At 70.2% G+C, this 21,430-nt stretch carries 23 protein-coding genes; 8 read left to right on the forward strand and 15 right to left on the reverse strand.

Annotated elements, in window-relative coordinates:
• Positions 1–91 precede the first annotated feature (91 nt).
• Both ACLHRZ_RS24795 and ACLHRZ_RS24800 read right to left on the reverse strand, forming a co-directional pair.
• Positions 92–1,720, reverse strand: a complete 1,629-nt coding sequence (locus ACLHRZ_RS24795) for an APC family permease (protein ID WP_490420706.1) — start codon at positions 1,718–1,720, stop codon at positions 92–94.
• A gap of 87 nt (positions 1,721–1,807) precedes the next feature.
• Positions 1,808–2,224 carry a hypothetical protein gene (locus ACLHRZ_RS24800; RefSeq protein ID WP_490420707.1) on the reverse strand — a complete coding sequence of 139 codons (417 nt, stop codon included), beginning with the start codon at positions 2,222–2,224 and terminating at the stop codon, positions 1,808–1,810.
• 241 nt (positions 2,225–2,465) lie between these two features.
• Here ACLHRZ_RS24800 and ACLHRZ_RS24805 point away from each other — a divergent pair, with 241 nt between their 5' ends.
• From ACLHRZ_RS24805 to ACLHRZ_RS24815, 3 genes are all read left to right on the forward strand, one after another.
• Entirely contained in the window at positions 2,466–3,593 is a 1,128-nt protein-coding gene (locus tag ACLHRZ_RS24805; protein ID WP_490420708.1) for a sialidase family protein, read from the forward strand.
• A 154-nt stretch (positions 3,594–3,747) separates the two neighbouring features.
• Complete coding sequence (locus tag ACLHRZ_RS24810) at positions 3,748–4,971, forward strand: serine hydrolase domain-containing protein (protein WP_490420709.1); 1,224 nt, start codon at positions 3,748–3,750, stop codon at positions 4,969–4,971.
• 10 nt (positions 4,972–4,981) lie between these two features.
• A complete protein-coding gene (locus ACLHRZ_RS24815; protein ID WP_490420710.1) occupies positions 4,982–5,521 on the forward strand; it encodes a class I SAM-dependent methyltransferase in 540 nt (179 codons plus the stop codon).
• Between the two features lie 13 nt (positions 5,522–5,534).
• Here ACLHRZ_RS24815 and ACLHRZ_RS24820 read toward each other — a convergent pair whose 3' ends face one another.
• The 3 genes from ACLHRZ_RS24820 to ACLHRZ_RS24830 form a co-directional block, all read right to left on the reverse strand.
• Positions 5,535–6,179 carry a hypothetical protein gene (locus tag ACLHRZ_RS24820; protein ID WP_490420711.1) on the reverse strand — a complete coding sequence of 215 codons (645 nt, stop codon included), beginning with the start codon at positions 6,177–6,179 and terminating at the stop codon, positions 5,535–5,537.
• A gap of 109 nt (positions 6,180–6,288) precedes the next feature.
• The gene (ligD, locus tag ACLHRZ_RS24825) at positions 6,289–7,302 is read right to left on the reverse strand and encodes a non-homologous end-joining DNA ligase (protein ID WP_490420712.1); all 1,014 of its coding nucleotides are present in this window, start codon (positions 7,300–7,302) and stop codon (positions 6,289–6,291) included.
• Positions 7,303–7,508: 206 nt separating this feature from the next.
• Positions 7,509–7,742: a chaplin family protein gene (locus ACLHRZ_RS24830; RefSeq protein WP_490420713.1), complete on the reverse strand. Its 234-nt coding sequence runs from the start codon at positions 7,740–7,742 to the stop codon at positions 7,509–7,511.
• 261 nt (positions 7,743–8,003) lie between these two features.
• Between ACLHRZ_RS24830 and ACLHRZ_RS24835 the strand changes: the two genes are divergently transcribed.
• Positions 8,004–9,680, forward strand: a complete 1,677-nt coding sequence (locus tag ACLHRZ_RS24835; protein WP_490420714.1) for a bifunctional 3'-5' exonuclease/DNA polymerase — start codon at positions 8,004–8,006, stop codon at positions 9,678–9,680.
• A 27-nt stretch (positions 9,681–9,707) separates the two neighbouring features.
• Here the strand turns inward: ACLHRZ_RS24835 and ACLHRZ_RS24840 are convergent, their stop codons facing one another.
• Positions 9,708–10,118, reverse strand: coding sequence for a hypothetical protein (locus ACLHRZ_RS24840; protein WP_490420715.1), 411 nt, complete (start codon positions 10,116–10,118; stop codon positions 9,708–9,710).
• 226 nt (positions 10,119–10,344) lie between these two features.
• A complete protein-coding gene (locus ACLHRZ_RS24845) occupies positions 10,345–11,442 on the reverse strand; it encodes an endonuclease domain-containing protein (protein WP_490420716.1) in 1,098 nt (365 codons plus the stop codon).
• Positions 11,443–12,358: 916 nt separating this feature from the next.
• Between ACLHRZ_RS24845 and ACLHRZ_RS24850 the strand changes: the two genes are divergently transcribed.
• Positions 12,359–12,820 carry a hypothetical protein gene (locus ACLHRZ_RS24850; protein ID WP_490420717.1) on the forward strand — a complete coding sequence of 154 codons (462 nt, stop codon included), beginning with the start codon at positions 12,359–12,361 and terminating at the stop codon, positions 12,818–12,820.
• A gap of 164 nt (positions 12,821–12,984) precedes the next feature.
• On the opposite strand, the gene ACLHRZ_RS24855 is transcribed toward ACLHRZ_RS24850, so the two are convergent.
• The 3 genes from ACLHRZ_RS24855 to ACLHRZ_RS24865 form a co-directional block, all read right to left on the reverse strand.
• Positions 12,985–13,737 carry a phosphotransferase gene (locus ACLHRZ_RS24855; RefSeq protein ID WP_490420718.1) on the reverse strand — a complete coding sequence of 251 codons (753 nt, stop codon included), beginning with the start codon at positions 13,735–13,737 and terminating at the stop codon, positions 12,985–12,987.
• 216 nt (positions 13,738–13,953) lie between these two features.
• On the reverse strand, positions 13,954–14,898 hold the full coding sequence (locus tag ACLHRZ_RS24860) for a threonine/serine dehydratase (RefSeq protein WP_490420719.1): 945 nt from the start codon (positions 14,896–14,898) through the stop codon (positions 13,954–13,956).
• 16 nt (positions 14,899–14,914) lie between these two features.
• Positions 14,915–15,253 carry a hypothetical protein gene (locus tag ACLHRZ_RS24865; protein WP_490420720.1) on the reverse strand — a complete coding sequence of 113 codons (339 nt, stop codon included), beginning with the start codon at positions 15,251–15,253 and terminating at the stop codon, positions 14,915–14,917.
• Between the two features lie 229 nt (positions 15,254–15,482).
• Between ACLHRZ_RS24865 and ACLHRZ_RS24870 the strand changes: the two genes are divergently transcribed.
• Positions 15,483–15,962 (forward strand): DUF6083 domain-containing protein, encoded by a 480-nt coding sequence (locus ACLHRZ_RS24870; RefSeq protein ID WP_490420721.1) that lies wholly within the window; start codon positions 15,483–15,485, stop codon positions 15,960–15,962.
• A gap of 539 nt (positions 15,963–16,501) precedes the next feature.
• Here ACLHRZ_RS24870 and ACLHRZ_RS24875 read toward each other — a convergent pair.
• From ACLHRZ_RS24875 to ACLHRZ_RS24885, 3 genes are all read right to left on the reverse strand, one after another.
• Positions 16,502–16,654, reverse strand: coding sequence for a hypothetical protein (locus ACLHRZ_RS24875; protein WP_490420722.1), 153 nt, complete (start codon positions 16,652–16,654; stop codon positions 16,502–16,504).
• 211 nt (positions 16,655–16,865) lie between these two features.
• Complete coding sequence (locus tag ACLHRZ_RS24880) at positions 16,866–17,330, reverse strand: hypothetical protein (protein WP_490420723.1); 465 nt, start codon at positions 17,328–17,330, stop codon at positions 16,866–16,868.
• 117 nt (positions 17,331–17,447) lie between these two features.
• Positions 17,448–17,939 (reverse strand): hypothetical protein, encoded by a 492-nt coding sequence (locus ACLHRZ_RS24885; protein ID WP_490420724.1) that lies wholly within the window; start codon positions 17,937–17,939, stop codon positions 17,448–17,450.
• A 101-nt stretch (positions 17,940–18,040) separates the two neighbouring features.
• Between ACLHRZ_RS24885 and ACLHRZ_RS24890 the strand changes: the two genes are divergently transcribed.
• Positions 18,041–18,232: a hypothetical protein gene (locus ACLHRZ_RS24890; protein WP_490420725.1), complete on the forward strand. Its 192-nt coding sequence runs from the start codon at positions 18,041–18,043 to the stop codon at positions 18,230–18,232.
• A 120-nt stretch (positions 18,233–18,352) separates the two neighbouring features.
• Positions 18,353–19,057 (forward strand): class I SAM-dependent methyltransferase, encoded by a 705-nt coding sequence (locus ACLHRZ_RS24895; protein WP_490420726.1) that lies wholly within the window; start codon positions 18,353–18,355, stop codon positions 19,055–19,057.
• Positions 19,058–19,086: 29 nt separating this feature from the next.
• Here ACLHRZ_RS24895 and ACLHRZ_RS24900 read toward each other — a convergent pair whose 3' ends face one another.
• Both ACLHRZ_RS24900 and ACLHRZ_RS24905 read right to left on the reverse strand, forming a co-directional pair.
• Positions 19,087–20,559 (reverse strand): radical SAM protein, encoded by a 1,473-nt coding sequence (locus tag ACLHRZ_RS24900; RefSeq protein ID WP_490420727.1) that lies wholly within the window; start codon positions 20,557–20,559, stop codon positions 19,087–19,089.
• Positions 20,560–20,915: 356 nt separating this feature from the next.
• Entirely contained in the window at positions 20,916–21,419 is a 504-nt protein-coding gene (locus tag ACLHRZ_RS24905) for a nucleoside deaminase (RefSeq protein WP_490420728.1), read from the reverse strand.
• Between the last annotated feature and the right edge of the window lie 11 nt (positions 21,420–21,430).

A 21,430-nucleotide genomic window follows, 5' to 3' on the forward strand; every position in this document is an offset into this window, starting at 1 on the left:
AGTGCGTGATCGCGCCCCAAAGGGGCGCGGGGAACTGCGCGACCAGCTACGACGAGCCCGCAGCCGACGCACTGCACTTCCCGCGGAGCGTTCAGGCGGGCCGGGCCCGCAGGCGTTCGGCCGTCAGCTGCCGGACGCCCGAGCGGACGGCCCAGAAGAAGACGGCGAGCGAGACGGCCGCCACGGTCACCGAGTCGTAGGGGGCCGGCAGCCGTCCCGAGCCCTTGAACGTGCCGAGCCACGACAGCAGGGTCAGCACGCCCAGGTACACCACCATCCATGTCCCCGTGCGCAGTTCACCGGTCAGTGAACTGCCGTGATCGGGGCGCCACATGGTGACGAAGAGCACCAGCCCGGCCAGCACGAGCGGCAGGGCCAGCCGCAGATCCTGCCACCCGGACCAATAGACGAACTCGCTCGACACCACGAAGCTGAGGGGTGCGATCCAGCGCAGCCCGGGCACCCAGCCGGCCGTGCCGGCGCCCCCCGGCTCGGCCCGGAACACCGCGACGGCGACGGCCGAGGCCGCGTAGATCAGCAGATACATGTCGCCCATGACGCGGACGATGCTCTGCCAGCCGCCGAACGGCAGCAGGAAGAGCACGATCACCACGAGGTTGAGCAGCAGGGCGCGTTGCGGGATACCGCTGCGCTTGTCCACCTGCATGAAGAAGCGGGGGAGCGTGCCGTTCTTGGCGAGCGCGTAGGTGTGCCGCGCGTCGATCGCCACCCCGACGTAGGCGGAACCGCCGGGGGAGAGCACGGCGTCCGCGTACAACAGGCTGGACAGCCAGTGCAGATTGAGGATGAGCGCCAGCTGCCCGAACGGCGAGTCGAAGCTGACCCCGTGCCACCCGTGCCCGAGCAGATGTTCCGGCACGGTGAACAGGAAGGCCACCTGCAGCGCCAGGTACATCAGCAGAGCCAGCGCGATGCCGGTGAGCACCGAAGCGGGAATGGTCTTGCGGGGGTTGGACGTCTCGCCGGAGAAGTCCAGCGGTGCCTGGAAGCCGTTGACCGAGTAGACGATGCCGCCCCCGGCCAGGGCGGTCAGACAGGCCGCGTAGCCGTAGGGTGCGAAGCCGCCGTGGTCGGTCAGCCGCCCGGAGTGCCAGCCGGAGGCGAACAGGGCGATGACGGTGACGATCGGCACGACGACCTTGAAGATGGAGACGATGTTGTTCAGCCGCGCGAACAGCCGTACGGCGAACCAGTTCAGGGCCGTCAGCAGCACACTGAGCGCGACGGCGACGCCCAGTCCGGCGAGCGTGAGCGTGTGACCGTTGTAGATGACCGGCCAGTAGTGCGCCATGTACTGCATGATCGCGCTGATCTCGGCCGCGGTCCCGCCCACCGACAGCAGCACCGACCAGCCCACCAGCGTGCCGACCAGCCGGCCGCTGGCGTACAGCGGCCAGCGGACCGTGCCGCCGCCCTCCGGCCGGGAGGCCCCCAGTTCGATCATCACCAGGGCCACCAGCGCGCACAGCAGTCCCGCACCGATCCACGAGAGCAGCGCCGCCGGCCCGGCCGTCTGTGCGGCGTACATCGCGGCGAACAGCCAGCCGGAACCGACGATGTTGGAGAAGCCGATGGCCGTCAGGCCCCAGAAGCCGAGGTCCCGGTGCAGCCGCCGCTCCTGCGTGAGCACGGTCGGCGCGACACCGTCCCCCGCGACGCGCCCTTCGGGCTCCGTTCTGTCCGGATCCGCCTGCGACATGACACGGCCCTCCTCGTCCCTGGTTGGAGGCCATGATCCTTCTCCCGCGGAGAGGACGCCAGTGTCAGGGCTGGAGCGACCGATGGGCTAACCCGCCGACGACGGGCGGAGTTTGAGCCGCACCTCCAGCTCGTGCTCGCCCGGAACCGTCCCCTGGTCCTCCACGTCGAACGCCGCCGCGAGCTCCTGCCTGACCTGGCGGACGGGATCCGCCGCGCCGAAGAGGTCGACGCTCACGGGGGCCGACAGCGGCACCGGGGCGCCCTTCGAGGGCACGCTGCGGGTGCGGGCGTCGACGACCATGCACCAGACCATGCGGTCGGCCATGTCCGGCGCCGCGGCCGTCACCTCGCTGCGCGACTCCTCCTCCACATCGGGGAAGGCCGCGTCCAGGGCACGGAAGACCGCGCCCGCGTCCTCGTGGCCGCAGGTGGTCAGATGCACACTGACGTGGTCGGCACTCTCGACGTGACCCCCGTGGTCCGCACGGTCGTGGACGCTCATGACCCGGTGCTCCTGTCGTGGCGGCAGTGTCACTGTCGACCGTACGAGATGCCGGGCCGACCGGCACCAGCACAGGGCCAACCGGGCTCTTCCCGCCCCGGCGCCGGAAACGGAAGACTTCCGTCAAGATCATTACGAGACAGCAGGATTGGCGCCCGAACGGGTTCTGGGGCGAAGGTCCTTGCGGCTACAACGTGATCGTCAAGCAGCCCTGCTGCCCGTTCCCCACAAGGGAGAGACCATGAAGCGGATCCGTACGGCCGTCATCACGGCCGTGTCGGCCTTCGCCCTCGCCCAGCCGTCCTTCTCCGCCGCCGCGGCGGGCGGCGGAGGCTGGACCCCGCCGGCCTGCAACCGCGTCACCGGCGACGGAGCCGTCACCTTCACCACCGACGACGGCAGGACCCTCGCTCCCACCAGCGGCACCCTCCAGCAGACCGGCTACACGCACGGCCTGGTGGCCCTGGAGACGGCCAACACGCTGCTCGCCGCGCACAACAGCACCCTGCAGCTCTCGGCCGACGCCGGCTGCACCTGGACCCCGGTCGCCACGCTCGGCAGCAGCTCCAGCCGGCTCACCGCGGCCCGCGGCGACCGCGCCTTCGCCTGGGAGCCGAACGGGCGCCACCTCGCCCGCGTGGACGGCCGGACCGTCACGACACTGAAGCCGCCCACGACCGCCATCACCGGCCTGGGCACCGACCGCGCCCGCCCGGACCACGTGCGCCTCGCCGGCAAGGACGGCCGGCTGTACGACTCGACGGACGCGGGCGCCAGCTGGAAGTCCGTAGGAACCCTGGCCTTCCCCCGGGGGACGGGCATCTACTCCGTCGCCTTCGACCCCGCCGACCTCGACCACGCCGTCGTGGGCGCCATGGTGCGCGGCGGCGCGGTGACCACGGACGGCGGCGCCACCTGGAGCCCCGTCACCGGTCTGTCGGGCACCGCGGGCGGCTCCGCGAACCTCTTCCGCGCGGCGGTCTCGCCCGCCGACCCCTCCGTGGTCTACGCGCTGGGCATCGACCTCGTCGAGGCCGCCCCGGGCGCGGCCACCGAGGGCCGCCACCTGTACCGGTCCACCGACGGCGGCCGCACCTTCACCAAGGCCGTCGACGACTCGGGGCAGACCAAGCTGACCAACAGCACCCTGCTCGCCCCGAGCCCCGCCGACCCGGACGTCCTGTACTTCGAGTTCGGCACCTGGTTCCAGGGCGAGGGGACCGACCTGTTCCGCTTCGACGCCGCCACGGGCACGGTCACCAAGACCCACAACCGCTACGACGGCATTTCCGCCATCGCCTTCCACCCGGACCGGCCGGATGTGATGTACCTGGGGGTCGAGGAAGTGCGTGTGGACGAGCGCCCGTAAGGAGCGTACGCGGCACGCGTGTCGCGCACTCGTTCGGCTGAGTTCCGCCGCCCGGCCGATTGCGGAGCGGCCTGCGCGGTAGCGATCAAGTGCCGACCGGCTCGCGGCCTGCCGCACCGGTGCGGCACTCGCCGTTCCGGAAAGGCAGGCCCCCATGCCGATGCGTCGTCCGCTGCGCACCGCCCTGCCGGTCGTCCTGGCGGCAGGACTGACCGGCGCAGGGCTCACCGCGGCCCCGCCCGTCTCCGCCGCCCGCACCACCGGCCACCGGGCCGGCCACGCGGCCACCCGGGCCGTCATGGGCCAGATCGTGCGCGGCGGAGTGCCCGGCGTGCTGGGCCGGGCCCGGGAGGGCGGGCACGTGTGGAACGCCTCGTCCGGGCTCGCCGACATCAGGCGCGCCCGGGCCCCGCGGCCCGGCGACCGCTTCCGCATCGGCAGCAACACCAAGACCTTCGTCGCCACCGTCGTGCTCCAGCTGGAGGCCGAACACCGGCTCGCCCTCGGGGACACGGTGGAGCACTGGCTGCCGGGCACGGTCCACGGCAACGGCAACGACGGCAGCCGTATCACCGTCCGCCAACTCCTCAACCACACCAGCGGGATCTACGACTACACCGCCGACCCCGCCCTCGCCGCCAAGGCGTTCGGCAAGGACTTCCTCCGCCACCGCTTCGACACCTACCGGCCCCGGGACCTGGTAAAAACCGCCCTGGCACACCGGCCGCTCTTCGCCCCGGGCACCGGATGGAGCTACTCCAACACCAACTACGTCCTGGCCGGCATGATCATCGAGAAGGCGGCCGGCCACTCCTACGCGGCCGAGATCCGGCGACGCATCATCAGACCGCTCGGCCTGCACGCCACCACCGTCCCCGGCACCTCGCCCCGCATCCCCCGCCCCGCCGAACGCGGGTACCTCAGACTCCCCGGCGAGCCTCCCGGCACCGCGCTGCACGATGTCACGGCGATGAACCCCAGCGTCGCCGGGGCGGCAGGCGAGATGATCTCGTCCGTGGGCGACCTCCAGTCCTTCTACCGTGCCCTGCTGCGCGGCCGGCTGTTGCCCGGGCGACAGCTCGGCGAGATGCTCACGACCGTGGACACCGGAGTCCGCGAGATCGGTCGGTACGGACTGGGTATCGACGAACAACGGCTCTCCTGCGGCATGACGGTGTGGGGCCACGGCGGCGGCATCCCCGGCTTCCTCTCCCTGGTCAACAGCACGCGCGACGCCGGCCACACCGCGGCCTTCAGCATCAACGCCTACGGCTTCGCCTTCGACCTGCTCGCCCTGCTCGAAGCGGAGTTCTGCGGCAAGGCCCCGGCCCCGCAGGCGCGAGCCGTCACCGGCGCATCCGCGCCCGGATTCCACTGAGGCCGCCCCCATGCCCCGCACACCGGCCCGCTGCTACCACTTCATCAGCCACCGCACCATCCGCGCCGCCCTGGGCGACCGCCCCCGCCGCGACGTGCACTGGATCCCCGCACGCCCGGGAACGGTGTGCGCCGAGATCGGCAGCGGCGGCGGCTTCTACACCGCGGAACTGGCCCGCCACCTGGGCCCGCAGAGCCTGCTCGTGGCCCTCGACCCGGCCGCGGCGGACATCCCGCACGAGCCGCCCGCCGCACCGGGCGCCCGCACCGCACACATCGCCGGGGACGGCTGTGCCCTGCCCTTCGCCACAGCCACCCTCGACGCCCTCCTCTACAGCTACAGCCTGGAGGAAATGCCGGACGCACGGGCCGCGTTGACCGAGGCCGAGCGCGTGCTGCGCCCGGGCGGCCAGCTGGTGCTGTTCCTGTGGCGGCCCGTGCTCCACGCTCGGCGCGCCGCCTCCGTCCTCGCCCTGTGCCGCGAGCGGTTCGAGGTGGTACGGGCGGAGCGCGGGATGCAGAACCTGCGGCTGGCCTGCCGGAAGCCGTGACCGTCCACTGCGGTCACGCCACGCCGCAGTCCTGCAGGTCACCGGTGGTCTCGGTGATGTCGAGGTCCCAGACGTAACCGGCGCTGTCGGCCCACTGGACGCCGTTGCGCCCGGGCCGTTCGATACCGAGCACCAGCCGCTTGCCGTTGTTGTCGTCGATCTTGCAGACCCCGGCGACGTCGTCGCCGGCCCACGCGGTCCCGACCTGCGGAGTGCTCAGGCCGGGACCGGAGTACATACCGGTGTCGACCCGGGGATGGACGCCCTTGCCATAGCCGTTGCAGCTCGGCAGGTCCCCGGTGTACTCGACGATGTCGAGATCCCAGATGTATCCGGCGGTGTTGGCCCACTGGACGCCGTTGCGCCCCGGCCGCTCGATGCCCAGCACGAGCCGCTTGCCGTTGTTGTCCAGGACCTGGCAGATGCCGGCCACGTTGTCGCCGGCCCACGCCGTGCCGATCTGCGGCGTGCTCAGGCCGGGGCCGAAGTAGATGCCGGTGTCGACCCTCGTGTGGATCTCCTTTCCGGCACCGGTGATCCGCGCTGCCGCAGCCGGCGACCCGGCGGTGTGCTGCGCCGCCGAAGCCGGTACGGCCATCGCCATCGCCAGGGCCGCGCACGCCGCAACGGCGACGGACAGGGGTCTCGCTCTCCGCATGGCTGTTCCCTCCCTTGCCGTGCCCGGCCGGGCGGCCGGACACGGCAGGAATGATCGTGCGGGGAAAGGGAGTTCCTGTAGATGCCGGTCCGACAATGGCGTGAATCCGTCAGGCGCGCGGGGGCCGCTCGCGGACCACGTCCGCCGCGGCCTTGTCGTCGCGCAGCCCCAGGAAACGGGGGTGCCTCAGCCGGCCCGCCGGGGTCCATTCGGCGAAGGCGATCTGCGCGACGAGTTCGGGGCGCACCCAGTGGGCGCCCTTCTCCCGCACCTCGTCGTGGAACGGCGAGTCCCGCTGCCCGAGTCCGTCGAGACGGCGGCGCAGCCCGGCCAGGACGGCCGTGGAGAACCCCGTGCCCACTTTGCCCGCATACCGCAGCCGGCCGTCCTCGAAATAGCCGAGGAGCAGGGCGCCGAAGCCGGTACGGCTGCCGGAAGGGTCGGTGAAGCCGCCCACGACCAGCTCCTGCCCGGTGGAGCACTTGAGCTTGAGCCAGTCCCGGGAACGCCGGTGCACGTACGGGGCGTCGGCGCGCTTGGCCATCAGCCCTTCCCAGCCCCGCGCGCAGGCCTCGTCCAGCAGGGCCCCGGCGTCCCCCGTGCGGTGCGCGGTGAAACGGAGCGGTGGCCGCAGATCGAGGACCTCGCGGAGCAGGGCCTTGCGGGTGTGCAGCGGCAGTCCGGTGGTGTCCACGCCGTTCAGGCTGAGCAGATCGAAGAGGTAGTAGACGACGCGGACCCTGCTCGCTCTCGCCACGGCGGGGTCGGTGATCTGCATCCGCTGCTGCAGCCGGGCGAAGTCGGTCCGCCCCCCGGACAGGGCCACCACCTCGCCGTCGACCGTGAAATCCCCGCAGTCCTGGGCGTCCAGGGCGTCGACCAGTTCGGGATAGGCGGCATCGCCCGCCTGCCCGGTACGGGAGACCAGGCGCACCCGGCCCGCGCGGCGCGAGGCGAGCAGGCGCACGCCGTCCAGCTTCCGCTCGAAGACCCAGTCGTCGCCGAACGCCCGGCGCTCGCTCGGCACGGCGAGCATCGGGTGGGCGGTGTCCTGCTCCGGGGCCGGACGCAGCCGGGCGAGCTGTGCGGGGGTGAGCCGGTCGAGGGGCCCGGGCTTCACCATCGGCATCGTCCGTCCCGGGTCGGGAGTGTGCGTGGTGCTGTCGTCACCAGCTTCCCGCCCGGAGCGACGGCCCGCATTCCGGATCCGTAGCTGCAGAGGAAGGCCGCGCGCCCTCGCCGGAGGTGGACGAGGAACGCGCGGCCGGTGCGGGCGGAGCGCTTCAGCGCCTCACCCGCGGTGCCCTCGGCGGCTGGAACCGGGGCTGCTCACTCGTTGACGAGCGTGTTGCCGGTGGAGCTGTTGAGGATGCCGACGACCGAGACGGTGTTGCCGCCGACGTTCGGGGAGACGCGGGGCGCGACCTGGGCGATGTTCCCGGCGACGACGCCCGGGTCCTTGCAGGTCGCGCCGTGGGCGCCGTCGGCGGTGGCGGTGGCTGCTCCGGCGCCGATGGCGGCGGCGGCCAGGGCGGTCACGGCGGCGGCGTTGCGGATGCTCATGATGTCTCCATCGTGGAAGGGGGTTTGGCAGAGCAAAGGCTCTGGCAAGAGAGAGTCTTGCTCACGGAAAACCGCTTCCCTTACGAGCGGACGATATGTTCATCCTGTCCGGCGACGGCCGGTCCGCCCTTGACCACTTGTGGGTGTACCCAGTTGCGCCAACAGCCCGGAATATGACGGAAGTTAAGCGTTCCGCGACCGGTGCTGATCACCGGCCTCGCCCGGGGCTACCGGCGATTGTCAGACCCCGGTGGCAGAGTCGTGCAGGTGAGATGGGCAGTGGCAGCAGGGACGGGCGGCGAGGGCGTACGCCTGTGCCCGGTCGACGGCGAGGGACGGGCCGCCGGGCCGGTCGTGGCGGAGCGGAGCCTGGCCGAGGCGGTACGGGCCCGGCCCGGGGCCGACCGGTGGGTGTGGCGCGCCACACGGGAGATCTACGGGCGGCTGCTCGCCGAGGGCGTCCGCGTGGCGCGGTGCTACGACGTGGAGGCCGCGGAGGCACTGCTCATCGGCCACGAGGAGGGCCAGGCGGGCCAGCCCCGCTCACTGGCCGCCGGCTGGGCGCGGCTGCACGGACTGCCCGTGCCGGAGGACCCGCCCGTGCGCACGGCCGAGACCCAGCCCTCGCTCTTCGAGCCCGGCCCCGTACCCCTGCCGCCGGGCACCGACGAACTGGACGCCCTGCTGGAGGTGTACGCGGCCCAGCTCGCCCGCACGGAACGCACCGCGCACCCCGGCAGGATGCGGCTGCTGACCGCCGCGGAGTCGGCCGGCACGCTCGTCGCCGCCGAGATGGGCCGCACCGGGGTGCCCTGGCGCGCGGACGTGCACCGCGAACTGCTCACGTCCCTGCTGGGCGAGCGCTATCCGGGCGGCCAGGAGACCCGACGCCTGGCCGAACTGGCCGAAGAGGTCTCGCAGGCGTTCGGCGAGCGGGTCCGCCCCGACCTGGCCGCCGACATCGTCCGGGCCTTCGCGCGCCAGGGCATCGCCCTGACCTCCACCCGGGCCTGGGAACTGCAGGGCATCGACCACCCCGCCGTCCCGGCGCTCCTGGAGTACAAGAAGCTCTACCGCGTGCACACCGCCCACGGCTGGTCCTGGCTGCAGACCTGGGTGCGCGACGGCCGCTTCCGCCCCGAGTACCTGCCGGGCGGCACGGTCTCCGGCCGCTGGACGGCCAACGGCGGCGGCGCCCTGCAGATCCCCCGGATCATCCGGCGCGCGGTCGTGGCCGACCCGGGCTGGCGCCTGGTCGTCTCCGACGCCGACCAGATGGAGCCGCGCGTACTGGCCGCCATCTCCCGCGACCCCGGCCTGATGGAGGTGGCCGGCAGCGGCCGGGACCTCTACGCGGACCTCGCCGAGCGCGCCTTCTCCGGCGACCGCGACCGGGCCAAGCTCGCCATGCTCGGCGCGATCTACGGACAGACCTCTGGCGACGGCCTCAAACACCTGGCCGACCTGCGCCGCCGCTTCCCGCGGGCCGTGGCCTACGTCGACGACGCGGCGCGCGCAGGAGAGGAGGGCCGCCTGGTACGCACCTGGCTCGGCCGTACCTGCCCGCCCGCCTCCACCACGCTGGACGACGAGGCGGGCATCCCCCAGGACGATCCGCCCGCCGCCCACGGCAACACGGCGGGCGCCCGGGCCCGCGGACGCTTCACACGCAACTTCGTCGTCCAGGGCAGCGCCGCCGACTGGGCACTCATCATGCTGGCCGCGCTGCGGCAGTCGATCGCCGGACTCCGGGCGGAACTGGTCTTCTTTCAGCACGACGAAGTCATCGTCCACTGCCCGCAGGAGGAGGCGGAGACCGTCGCGGAAGCCATCCGCGCAGCGGGCGACCTCGCAGGGCGCACCGCCTTCGGCGAGACACCGGTGCGGTTTCCGTTCACCACGGCTGTGGTGGGGTGTTATGCGGATGCGAAGGGGTAGTTGAGCACCTCCGCCCGCACCCCCGGTTTATGCCATCGTGCTGCGATTCGCTGTCGCCCGGACGAGTTCGGCATCGTACTGCCCGGCGTCAAAGCGGAATTCAGAGATGCTCTCGCAATCCCCTGTCGTGTTTTCCCAGTCTGACCAGATCACATGGGCACCTCGACGCTGGATGGTCACGGAGATGAAGCCGCAGCATCCGCTTCCGCATTCCGCTTCAGCCATCAGCACCTGGTGGGGCACATCAGCGGCCTCCAGGGGGCTGTCGGCAACGAGCCACTCCTCAGGCCGGCCGGTGAACCCTTCAGGGAAGACCTCGTCCAGCACGTCCAAACCATCAACCAACGGGCGCACCTCGGTGGGATGGTGCCGACGGTGATGGTCTTCGGGGTCAGGGGCCACGATGCGGAGATCAAGAGTGTGGACTGCGTCAGACATCAGTCGATTATGCACCATATGGCCCTGATATTTTCCTTCCACAGAAGGTCAGGTGCCCAAGCTTCGCTTGATCTGGATCTTCACTTCAGAGGATCTGCACCCGCCTGGAGTTCCTCCACGCGCTGCCGCGCCGCGTCTTCCCGCACCTGAAGCTCTTCCGGCAAAGACACCATGGCACCCCACCTCTTCCTGGACCCGTGCACCGTTCTCGGCGCCCCGGGTCCGGTCAGAACAGGGCCAGACCCTCGCCGCTGGTGTCCGCGACGACTGGCCGGGGACGGGCGGGGAGGCCGTCCAAGCGGTCGGGGCCGGCCGTGGCTGCTACGGCTGGTGCCATCTCGGCCAGCCAGGTGCCGAATTGCCGGGCGGCTTCGCGGTAGGGGACCTGTGCCAGGACGCGGTGCTCGCCGGAGGGGCAGAAGTCGACGGTGACCGTGAGCAGGCAGGAACGCGGCGCGTTCTGGCTGCCGGTCCAGGACACGCGCAGAACACCACAGGGTTCACGCCCGCGGGAGGCGCGGTGGGTCGGGCGCAGCGGACGGCAGGCTATGGAGGCGGTCCATGCGGCGAGGTGCGGCAACGGAAGGGTGGTGCGGGCGCGGCAGCCGGGACAACGGTGCCAGTGACGCAGCCAGTCGGCGGCCTGGGTGTGGAAGAGGCGCCTGTAGCGGTCGGCCACGCGAATGTCGTTGCTGTACAGGTGGTCGGGCCGCTCCTGTGTGTTGCAGGACTGGCAGACAGGGCCACGGGCATAACCGTGCTCGTGGCAGTGGTCCAGCACAGTGGCGGGTGCGGTGCGGCAGACGGCACAAGCCCACTGGGCCACCTTGCGGGAGAAGCCGGGTTTCCTGCCGAGCACCGAGTACAACTGCCCTTCCAACTCCCCGTCGTACGGGCGCAGCGGGGCGGCCGGGCAGTCGGGGCTCACCGTCTGCCGGTGTTGAGTGGGCCGCTCGGTGACGACGGTGCTCGCCTGCTGGGCCCGTGCGGCATGCAGCCACTGCGTCTCGGCGTGCTCGGCCGCGTCCAGCAGCCTGACCACGGCACGCGGCAGCCACCACGTCCGCACCGTCCCCTCCCGGGTCTGCTCCACGAGTACCCGCCGCCAGTGGATCCCCGCCAGATGGCATGGCCGGCCGCCTTCATCCCGTGCTGCCCGCCCGGAACCGCCCGGCTCTTGCACCTCCCGCATGACGTGCTGACGCCAGCGCGTCAGCGTCCCCTCGTTGCGCTCCTGCTGCGGCGTGCCGCGGAACGGACCGATGCGGACCAGGCCCTGGCAATCCATCTCCACCGCGTTCAGTTGTGCTGCCGCCCGGCGCACCTCACTCTCCGGAACCCTCCAACGGCCGCCGTTTGCCTTCACCATCGCCACCACACGGCCCCCGAGTACGACGTACCCCACCTGAGCATCGGCAGGCGGGCAGGTGAACACCCCGGAAGCCATTGGCACGGCGCTGTCCGCCGTCAAGCCGGCCCACAGAGCATCCGCAGCGCCCAGAGAGATGAAGCCACCTGCGCGACCCGGGATGACATGCTCTGACATACCGACAGGCTAACGGCCCGCAGTGCGGCAGCGGATCTCCAAGCGCCGCAAGTAGTGAGGGGAGTGGGTGGTCTGCAGCGGCTGGGGTCAACCCCTGGACAGTTCAACGGCACTTCACCGGCAGTCCCACTGATGACACCTCACCCCGCGATGAGACCACGGCCCGGACTTCCGTCGGGTCGTGCGCGCGGCTCCGACTGCCTGGGACCACACCAACTGCGCCTCGAACTGGTACGGGTGTACGCCTGGGAAGGACGAAGTCTCCGGCGGGGGCGATGCTGGCCGACCCGAGCCTGTCGCCGCGGAGCGGTGAAGCGTGGATCTGCGGGGGAGGGCTATCAGGTCTTCGCAGGGTGGCGGCCTGGTAGATCAGGGGCGCTTGCCGATCTCATGCGACGCGGCGGGCACTCGTGGGAGTGCGGGTGTGCATCCCCCAGACCGGGACCACGAGACACAACTCGATGCCCCGTGCCGCGAGAGGACCTCCAGCACCCCGCTGAGGAGGAGTGAACCGACGGCGTGAAGCACCCTACTTGACATAGCCGGGCAATGGGATTTGACCGGCGATCCCATCCGGTGCTGGGGCACCTGCGGAGCCGAGGCAGTCTGCTCCCGCCCGTGGACACGGCGGAATGGCCGTGCCAGCCTCGACGAGCGCGCGGCCGGTGGCCGCGCCCGTTGACTGGGGGCAAGAATGAGACAACGACTCTTATCGGCGACTGCCACAGCCCTGGCCTGCGTGGTGCTGACCGTCGGCGGGACAGGAGCGGCCCAGGCCGCCGCTGCAGCACCCGCACACGCGGCCGCGTCGGCCGTCGCGCCGGCCGACGACCCGACGCCCGACGAGCAGGCACAGCTGCGCGTCGTGGCTGCCGCCATCTGGAACCAGCAGCTGGCCGACGGCTGGAACATGAACAGTGACGTGGCCGACGTGCTGTCCCAGGCCACCGGCTCGATCCTCAAGTGCTCCGAGGCGTTCGCGCTCGTCCCGAAGCCGCCGGGGTTCATACCCGGGCCGTCGTACCTGGTCAAGTACGCGCTCCAGCTGCGCAATTACTTCCAGGCGGTGCGGGGCAGCCGCACCTATCGCACGTGTGTGGTGGCCGCATCCGCCGACTACCGCAGCGCTGTCGAGCTGGCATCGATAGGTGCCTGAGACCTCCGTCGGGATCACAGCCGGGCAGGGCTGCCGGGACCCGCGGCCGGGAGTATCCGGCAGCCCTGCCCCATGACCCAGCAACCAGACCTGCATCTTGAGCCGGTCCGGCGTCTCGAACCACAGCCGCTGATCCTGCGGCGTCACCGTCTACCAGCCCACGCTCACAGATGCGCTTCTTCCGGGTGCGCCCACAGCAGGGCCTTGAACCGGGCGTTCGACACTGCGGCACCCCGCGCACCCACCCGAGCCTCCCAGCGACGGCATGACGCGCCCACGAAGGCCTTCACCGCTGCCGGATTCGCCCCGGTCCAGCTCGGGAACCGGGCCGCCCATGACAACGCCTCCTCCGCGCTGCAGCCGTCCTCCATCAAGCGCACCGCCGTGTACGCCACGTCCACCCACGCCAGGCCCAGCGTCGGCATCGCCCAGTCCACCAACCACGCGATCCCGTCGCCGACCAACAGGTTGTGCGGGTTCGTGTCCGTGTGCAGCAACGCGTCGCCGCGCAGCAACTCCCGTTCCCTGGAGGTCACGTAGCCCTCCAGGTCCCGGTCCACGAACTGCGCCACACCGGCCGGCGCACGCAGACCCTGCGCGGCATTCAGAACGGCACCCACTGGACCGTGGTCCAACGAGCCCGGCGACAGGTCCGCGTGACGACCCTTCACTGCCTCGAACCCCAGCAAGTCCCAGCCCTCGACCTCGAGATGCCACAGCAGCTGAGGACTCGCCCCGACGACCGCCGGGTTCACCAGCCGCTCCCACCGCTGCGCCGCACACCCATGCTCATCGTCGGCCGGCACGCCCTTCACGAACACACTGCAGGACGCCGTCGACAGCACCGCCGCGAACCGGCACGTGATCCCGTGAGACACGTCCACCACATCCTCGACCGGCCCCGTCTCCGCCACCACCGCGGCACGAACCCCCGACGGCAACCCCACCCACGTAGACCGCATCCTGCCTCCACACGAGAACGGGGGCCGCCGGCGCGACCCCCGCCATGACCGACAGGAAACTACCCCGTCACCTACGCCGTTGCCCCGCACTTCCGACAGCGGGTCGCGCCACTCCACTGCACCCAGTCGTGATCACACTCTTCGCTCATGACGACTCACCCCCTCCCCAGGTCACAGGTCGGCTGGGTTCGTGTTCGCCCCGCACAGCACCACGGCAATGCGCTCACCGGGAGCAGGAACGTAGACGCCGCTCATCAGCGCAGCCAGTGCCGTGGCCGCCCCGTGCTCCACAGCCAACCGCCGGTGATCCCACAACGCCTGCCGGGCACCCACGATCGCCTCGTCCGACACCAGTACGGAGCGGACGTCCGCGTGCCGCGCAGCGTGCAGGGCCATCTCCGAGGTGTGCCGGGCCCCGAGGGAATCCGCGGCAACCGAGCCGACCGGGACGTCGACGATCCGGCCGGCCTCGATCGCCGCGTTCAGCGCCCGGCAGTCCTCGGGCTCGACCGCGACCACCCGAATCCCGTACTCCACGGCTGCGGTGGCCACTCCGGCGAACAAGCCGCCCCCACCCACGGCCACCACTAGCGTGTCCAGGCCGGGAACCCGCTCCCGGATCTCCTCGAGCAGGGTTCCGGCCCCGGCCGCGATCAAGGGGTGATCGTAGGCGTGCGAGGCCAGGGCCCCTGTCTCCACCGCGAAGCCTTCGCACGCAGCGAGCGCGTCGGCGTACTCCGCACCGGCGATGCGCACATCCGCCTTATAGCCCCTGAGCCTCCTGACCTTCACCTCCGGGGCGGTCTCCGGCAGGAACACCGTGGCACGCACGCCGTGCTGCCGCGCAGCCCACGCACAGGCCAAGCCGGCATTCCCGCCGGACGCGATCGTGACCCCCGCCTCCGGCAATGTCCCAGCAGACTCTCGGTGCGCGAGGATGAAGTTCGCGGCGCCGCGGGCCTTGAACGAGCCGGTGTGCTGCATGAACTCCAGCGCCAGCCACACCTCGGCGCCCGGGATCGCTTCCGAGTCGACCGGCGCGACGGATACCGGGCGGACATGGCCGGTGATCCGATCGGCGGCCTGTTTGACATCATCGAAGACGAGGGTGTTCACGATCTCTCTCCTAGCGTCAGGACCAGGCGATGAGCTGGCCCGTGGTGGTCAGCCTCGGGAAGAAGGCGAAAGCGATCCGCCGCTCCCCGGGATTCGGCTCCACCGCGTGGAAGCCGGCCGGATTGAACAGCAGACCGTCACCCGACTCCGGCGCCGGCTCCACCCGCTGCCGCCCCTGGACCGCGGACGGCGCATACCCGTAAGCCTCCCGGGCCCGTTCACCGTCCGGCTCCCAGCGGTGACGCCATACTGACGTCGCCCCACCAGCCGATGGAACCTCTACCCACACGTTGAACGCGAGCTGCGCCGCCGCCTCCACCGGGGCAAACGACGGATCAAGAACTGTACGAGACAAGCAGTCTCCTCCCTGAACGACGAACCTGAATGGATCACCCGGTCTGCTGCCACGCAGCAGACGGGTACTCGAGAGGCAAGACAGCCGCTACGGCCACCCCGCCTGTACAGCCGTGGGACCAACGACAACCCGGCCGCCACCCACCAACCCACCGACACCACTCGCCACCAGCACAAACGGCCTAGCAACCACTCGCCGACGCTGCTCACCGGCAAGCAATATCCGGACGATGGGGGCCATTTACGAACCGCATGCCTGCCGGGGATGCCCGGCCATCGGCGGCAGCGTCACCGACCGCGGCCAGTCCTACGGGCCGCTCTGCGACCGCTGCTTCCACGACGAGATGCACATCGCCGACGACGAGCAAGCCCTCCAAGAGGGCGCACTCGCGCCAGCGCCAGACGCACCACCGATCTGCCGGACGTGCGGTCAGGAGCAGGACCGGTGGCAGACCGGCCACGACCGCTACGTTCTCCTCGAACCCTGCATCGAGCTGCCCCCTGCCGAAGTACCGCAGGAACTGCGATGGGTCGTCGGCGGGGACGGTCGTGTCATCAACTGGAAGACAGCGCTGCCCTCCCGGTTCACGACCTGCCGCATCGCCCACAAAACCGTCTGCGCACACGAGCCCTGCCCCACCCATCTACCCGCGATCTTCACCGTCATCTGGCGCCACAACCGCGCCACCGCCGGACTCCCCACCCACTGACATCAGCCCGGGGCGCCGGCCGCGGCCATCGGGCTCTGATCCTCAAACCGACCGCAGATCCTCGGCGTTGGACATCCACCGCACGAGCGACGTGAACCGCCCGGCGTGGAGCACCGCGACCTCGTACATGTCGTCCACGTGATCCGTCACCACCGTCGTCCGACCGAAGAGCTTCGACGCCCGCGATCAGGCAGGGTGATCAACGCTCACGATCACCACACGCGCACCAACAGGAAACATGGGGCCTCCTTCGAAACGAGACCACGCCATGGCCCGACAAATGGGGGCAGTAGGCCATCACCACCACGGTCCGAAACACCGCCGGGCGAACAACCGCCCAGCACACCACAGTTGCAGATCAGCGACCGAACGCCGCCCGCGCCGCAACCAGCCGCCGACCCAGCCGCTCCAGCTCAGAGGCCGCCGCCACGGCCCAGCGGCTCGTCCTCGATCGCGTACATGGCGGTGATACCGACGGGCAGAAAGCCCCCGCCCCCGTCGACCTGGTGAGGCGACGAGCGCGGGGGCTTGTAGACGGATCAGCCGACGAGGAGGTTGGTCAGGCGGGCGGCGGCCCTCCCGCCGAACAGAGCGAGGCCGCAGTAGAAGTCGATGCGGGTGCGGTAGACGGGCTTGTCGTGGGACTCGCCGAGACCGGTGGCCTGGCTGCCGTCATTGGGGTTGCCACCCACGCCCTCGGCGTCCTGACAGGCTGTGCTCTGCGAGTGGCCGAATCCATCGAAAATCTGGCTGCAGCCGTGAAGTTGACGTAGCCTCAGCGATGCAGCGCCGATGCCTGTATCCGCTGTCTCACGGGAAGGGGATCCTTCCTCCACTACGAGCGTGCACTCGCAGCCGGCTGGCCCATCGCGGAGGCCACTCTGACGGCGCTCGCGTCGTGGGTCAGTTCTTGTAGACGCCCCACGCCACATAAGCGTTGTCGCCGCCGCCACCGTCACGGGTGTCGCGGAAGGTGTTGTCGGTGCCGTCCTTGTCGTAGCTGTTGGACCCGGCGAACGGGTTGTCCCAGTGCAGCCGGACGGTCCGCCCGTTTCGGAAGCCCTCCTCGCAGTTGGACGCCTGGAAGGTCACATGACCTTCGGTGCCGGTCATGAAGCCGTTGCTCTCCGACTGGAAGTCGGCGTCGCCGGTGTTGCCGAGCTGGTACGGGGGCTCTTGGCCCTGCGACCAGATGCCGTGGTCCAGGCCGTAGTCGGTGCGCGTCAGCGTGCACCCGGTCCCGTTGTGCAGACGGACATGGGTGCTGCGGGCCGCCTGGGCGTCGGCCTGGGCGGTGCCGGTGGAGATCGTGCCGAGTCCGATGGCGGTCACCGTGGCCAGCATCGCGAAGCGTGCGGAAGTGCGCATGGTTGTTCCTCGTTTCGGTGTTCTCGGTGTTCGTGGTGGTGCGGGCTGTATCCCGCGCCGTGACGAACGTTCCAGCACACCGTTCAACAAGCGGTGAACGCCTCTCGCCCGGTGGAGTCATCGGGGCACGCGCTGCCAGTAGTTCGGCCGCCACCAGTGCAGGGACGTGAGGTCCGCCGGCATGGGGACGCTGCTGGACTCGAGTTCGAAGGGGTCGCGTGACAAGGCGATGGGACGCCGGCCCGGATCCAGGGGCTCATCGTCGGCCGGCGGGCGCACGTGACGACGGTGACGCTCTTCCACTGCGCCGAACTTTTGGTCTTCGGCGTCCACGAACGCGGCGAGCCGCCGATAGCCGGCGGTGCAGAGCGCCAGAAACGTAGTGACGATCAACCCGGCGAGCCCCCACAGGATCCGTTCTTGCCATGGCACGGAGGCCAGCGGGTTGAGTGCCCCGATCAGCAGAACGGGCCCCAGCAGCAGCAACAGGAGGAGGCGCGGGGTGCGGGTCCAGGGTTTCCGTCCGCTGTAGTCGATGGGGAAGACCCAAGGCGCAAGGTGCACGGTCCAGTTCAGTCGTGATGACGGGAGTCGTCGGAGGTCAGGCATCGAGATCGCAATCCGGGACGGAATATCTGGCGTATATCATACTGAATGGTGCACGGGGCCCCTCTGCCCGTGCCGCCGGCCTGCGCAGGCACAATGGTCAGATGGCAAAGAACGATCCAGGTACGGCACTCGCGCTGGGGATGTCCATCGGCTTGTCCGGGGGTGTCGTCGTCGGGCTGCTCGTCCTGGGCAACATCGGGCTCGGCATGGGCCTGGGCGTCGCCGTCGGGGCCGCGGGCGGGGCGCTCGTGGAGAGTCGGCGTGGTGGGCTCGGCACGTCGCGCGAGGAGTGAGTCCTGTCAACTGGGGGATAGCCTGACCCGCGGATGATGTCCGTTCCCGGATCGTCAGGGGTGGTCTTGCCTTCCCGTTTATCTGCTCAGTCCTCTGTCCGGCGTCAGGGGGAGTACGGTGTGGACGCTCCGTACGTCCCGGCCTTCTATGGCGTTGCGGGTGTCGTGCTGCTGGCCTGGGGCATCGTCTCCTTGGCCATGGGATGGCCGGCACTCGCAGCCTGGCCTCTCTTCTTCGGCTGCTTTGCGCTCGTCGCCGCTGGTCTGTACATGTACGCGACCCGGCGCGGCAAGTTCGCCGTCTGGGAGGAGCTTCTCGACGAACTGGCGCTGGGCGGTGACGAGGACGTCGTCGACCTGGGTTGCGGGCGGGGCGCGGTGCTCCTGGCGGCGGCCCGTCGGCTACCCGAAGGGCGGGCGCACGGCGTCGACTTGTGGCGCAGTCGGGATCAGAGCGGCAACGACCCCGCTGTCACCGAGCGCAATGCGCGGGCGGAGGGTGTGGCCGACCGGGTCGAGCTGCACACTGCCGACATGACTCGGCTTCCCTTCGAAGACGGCACGTTCGATGCCGTGGTCAGCAGCCTGGCGATCCACAACATCCCCGACGACGCCGGCCGTACCGCTGCGATCGAGGAGGCGGTGCGGGTGCTCAGGCCCGGCGGCCGTATCGTCGTCGCCGATATTCGCAACACGCGCCGGTACCGCGCCGATCTGGAACGGCTCGGGCTGCGCGATGTCACCCGTCGAGGAGTGGGGGCGCGGATGTGGTGGACCGGGCCCTGGGTGCCGACCACGGTGGTGTCCGGCACCAAACCGGCGTGATTATTCCCTTCTCTCAGTAGTCCTTTTCCTCAGTAGTCCTTCGGAATCGCCGAGTTGAGCACCGGCCGTAGTTCGGCCAGATTGTCCGCCCGCAGTTCGGTTGCGGCGTCCGGCGCGTAGTGCGCCGCGATGTCCCGGAATCCGTCCAGAGTCTCCTCATCCATGATCGCGGCGCCGGGGGTGGCCACGGGCAGGGTCAGGTAGCTGCGGACCCGGCCGAGGTCGTGGGCGTGCCGGCTCATGTCCACGGCGTAGCGGTTGACCAGCATGCGCATTTCCGGGTCGCGGTGCGAGGTTTCGTTCGCCAGTGCCTCGAACCCCAGGTTCAGGAAGTGGTCCGGGTGGTCGAGCAGTGTGCGGTGGGCCGCCGAGCCGCGCCATCCGGGGCGTTTCCAGTTGGAGTTGCCCGGAATCTCGTTCTTCGCGGGGAATCCGCGGTACTCCGAGGACGGGAAGGTCTCCAGCAGTAGACCGCAGAGCGTGCGCGTTTCGGCGAGCGTCTCCTCGGTCTCCTCGGGAATACCGAACACGTAGAGGATCTCCGGGACGAGTTCATGTTCCTCCATGTGCTGGAAGGCCGTGATGAGGTCGGAGCGCAGTGTGTCGGCGTGTTTGCGCATGGCCCGCAGGACCGCGACGGATGCCGCGCCGTCGGCGCCGAAGCCGAAGCGGTCGAACCCTGCGCGCAGCACCAGGTCGCGGACCTGCTCCGAGCGCATCGCGGCGTTGTAGGAGTCGGCGCGGGTGAGGGCGTGCAGGCCGATGCGGATTCCCGGGTACCGCTCCTCCACCTCGATGACGGCCTCGAGCTGGGCGGTGAGCAGGCCCAGGTTCCCGCCCGGGAGGCCCTGTTGGAAGAAGTCCAGTGAGGTGCAGTAGAGGTACAGCGACGTCAGGCCGAGGCGTTCCGCGATCTGGCAGGCGTTCTCCAGATGGGCCCGGACGTTGAAGAACGACTCCCGCTGCTGGATCTGTGCGCCGCAGAAACTGCATCCGAACAGGCATCCCTGGCTGAAGGGCAGGGTCAGTTCGTGGGTGAGGTAGGTGCGCAGGTCGTCCTCGCCGAGGCGGTCGAGCTGGTGGCGCAGGTCGATGTCCATGGCGCCGGGGGCGGCGGAGAGCCACCGCCGGTCCGTCTGGTGGGCCCCGGGGAAGATCCGTGCGAACTCCTCGGGGGAGAGCCGTTCCACGCCCTGGCCGCCGACGTGGACCTTGTCGGCCGGCAGTCCGCGTTCGACCGTGAGGTGGCGGTGGACCTGGGCCGCCGGGCTGATGTTCTGCGCGCCCATGACGGCGATGCCGAACGCGTCGTAGTCCTCCAGGTTCTCGGCGCTGCGCAGGTCGTGGAGCTGGCAGTCGAACAGGTCGGGTTCGGCGAGGCCCTGCCGTTCCAGCAATGCGGCCGCGTACAGCGGTGCGACGGGCAGGAAGGGGAGCCGGTCCGGGGAGAACGGGGTGCCGGTGCCGAGGTAGTCGTCGTGCACATAGGGCGGATGGATCATCAGAATTCGACCGGTGGGGACGTGCGCGGTGTCCGGTGAAAGGGTCGGTGCAGACAGAAGCAGAGGAGTTGCCGAAGAAGCCATGTGTCTTCCCGAGGGCGGTGCCGATGCCTGAAGAACCCGAAATGGACGGTGAGTTCTCATTTTCGGGATCGCGTGCTATGTCGCACTCATCGATGGTCCGCACCAAAGAGCGGGTGTGTACAGCAACCTTCCGGCCAAAGAGGGCAATGCAGACGGCGCCAAAGCGCTCCGCGGGAAGTGCAGTGCGTCATCTGCGGGCTCGTTGTGGCTGGTCGTGCAGTTCCCCGCGCCCCTTCGGGGCACGATCATGCACCGTGCTTCGCCAAGCCCGCCTAGTATTTCGGAACCACCGGCTCCGGCAGTGCATCGCTCCAGGCCTTGAGTACGGACACGGCCTCCGCCCGGACCGGGCCGTCCACGGGAACGCCCTGCAGGGTCCGGTCCGTGCTGTCCAGCGTCAGCTCGCGGTAGAGCCGCAGGTCCTCGAAGCCGTGCTCCGCCACGTCGCGGCTGTCCGCCGCGTACACCACCCGCGGAATGCGCGCCCAGTAGCAGGCGGTCAGGCACATCGGGCACGGCTCGCTGCTGGTGTACATCACCCCGTCCGCGAGGATGTGCCGCTCCAGCGCCGCGCCCGCCGCCCGCAGGGCCATGATCTCCGCGTGCGCGGTGGGGTCGTGCAGCTTGACGACCGAGCTGCTGCCCTCGCCCACGACGGCGCCGTCGACCACGACGAGTGCCCCGAACGGCGTGATGCCGGGCACCTCCAGCGCGCGCCGCGAGATGGCGACGGCGCGCTGCAGAAAGGCGACGTCGGCGGAGCTGATCTCGGACAAGGCCGTTCTCC

The sequence above is a fragment of the Streptomyces sp. AM25 genome (genome assembly GCF_058146165.1).